Annotated in this window: 2 protein-coding genes and 1 pseudogene; 1 reads left to right on the top strand and 2 read right to left on the bottom strand. The window is 66.1% G+C overall.

All coding sequences use genetic code 11. The features are described 5' to 3' along the window. Both JMJ55_RS30465 and JMJ55_RS31865 read right to left on the bottom strand, forming a co-directional pair. Positions 1 to 220 (bottom strand): annotated as a pseudogene (locus JMJ55_RS30465) (IS110 family transposase); the annotation flags it as partial. 93 nt (positions 221 to 313) lie between these two features. Then, positions 314 to 436, bottom strand: a complete 123-nt coding sequence (locus JMJ55_RS31865) for a hypothetical protein (protein WP_268885455.1) — start codon at positions 434 to 436, stop codon at positions 314 to 316. Between JMJ55_RS31865 and JMJ55_RS32295 the strand changes: the two genes are divergently transcribed. Beyond that, complete coding sequence (locus JMJ55_RS32295) at positions 410 to 589, top strand: nucleotidyltransferase family protein (protein ID WP_407927580.1); 180 nt, start codon at positions 410 to 412, stop codon at positions 587 to 589. The genes JMJ55_RS31865 and JMJ55_RS32295 overlap by 27 nt on opposite strands. Positions 590 to 631: the final 42 nt, after the last annotated feature.

The following is a 631-nucleotide window of genomic DNA, read 5'->3' as shown; positions in this document are numbered from 1 at the left end:
CCGGCAGGCCCGCCGCCTTCAGCCCAGCATGAAGCCACTGCGACAGCGGCCCAGCCTCGAGGCCAACACGAGCGAACTCCAATCTCATGCCCGTCAGGGCCGCCGCGAGCGCCTCCGGCTCGCTCTCTACCTTCAGCTCCCGCAGCATGGCGCCGGAGCCGTCAACGATGCAGACGCTGCTCGTCTCCAGCGAAACGTCGATCCCGGCATAGTGGGTCATCTCGGTGCCTCCCTCTGCTGAGACCCGTCTGGGCCCCTCGGAAGAACAACCGGTCATGGCAGCCTGCGCTACCAGCCGACCCGATTACCGTATCTAGCCACCGCGCGCGGCCAGACTGTGCAGGAGTTGGTCGGCGGTCTCGTCGAGCAATTCCTCGCCGAGCAGGTCCGCCAGCTGCCTTCTCTTCCGATGGTCCTCGCCTGCCTGCGCGCGCATGAGGTGGAGCTTCGGGAACGTAATATCGTAGGCCTTTGGGTCTTCGGCTCTGTCGCACGGGGAGAGGCCGGCCCAGACAGCCGCATAGACCTAATCGCGGCGCTCGCGCCTGAGGCTAAGAGCCTGCTTCGGAACGAGGGGGAGTGGATCTGATATGAGGTGAGCGGCGTCGGTCCGCAGCGTTCGACGGGTGTC

It is taken from the genome of Belnapia mucosa, assembly GCF_016775475.1.
GTDB classification, from domain to species: domain Bacteria; phylum Pseudomonadota; class Alphaproteobacteria; order Acetobacterales; family Acetobacteraceae; genus Belnapia; species Belnapia mucosa.
The sequence above is the reverse complement of the archived record's forward strand: the minus strand, read 5'-3'. Positions and strand labels throughout refer to the sequence as shown.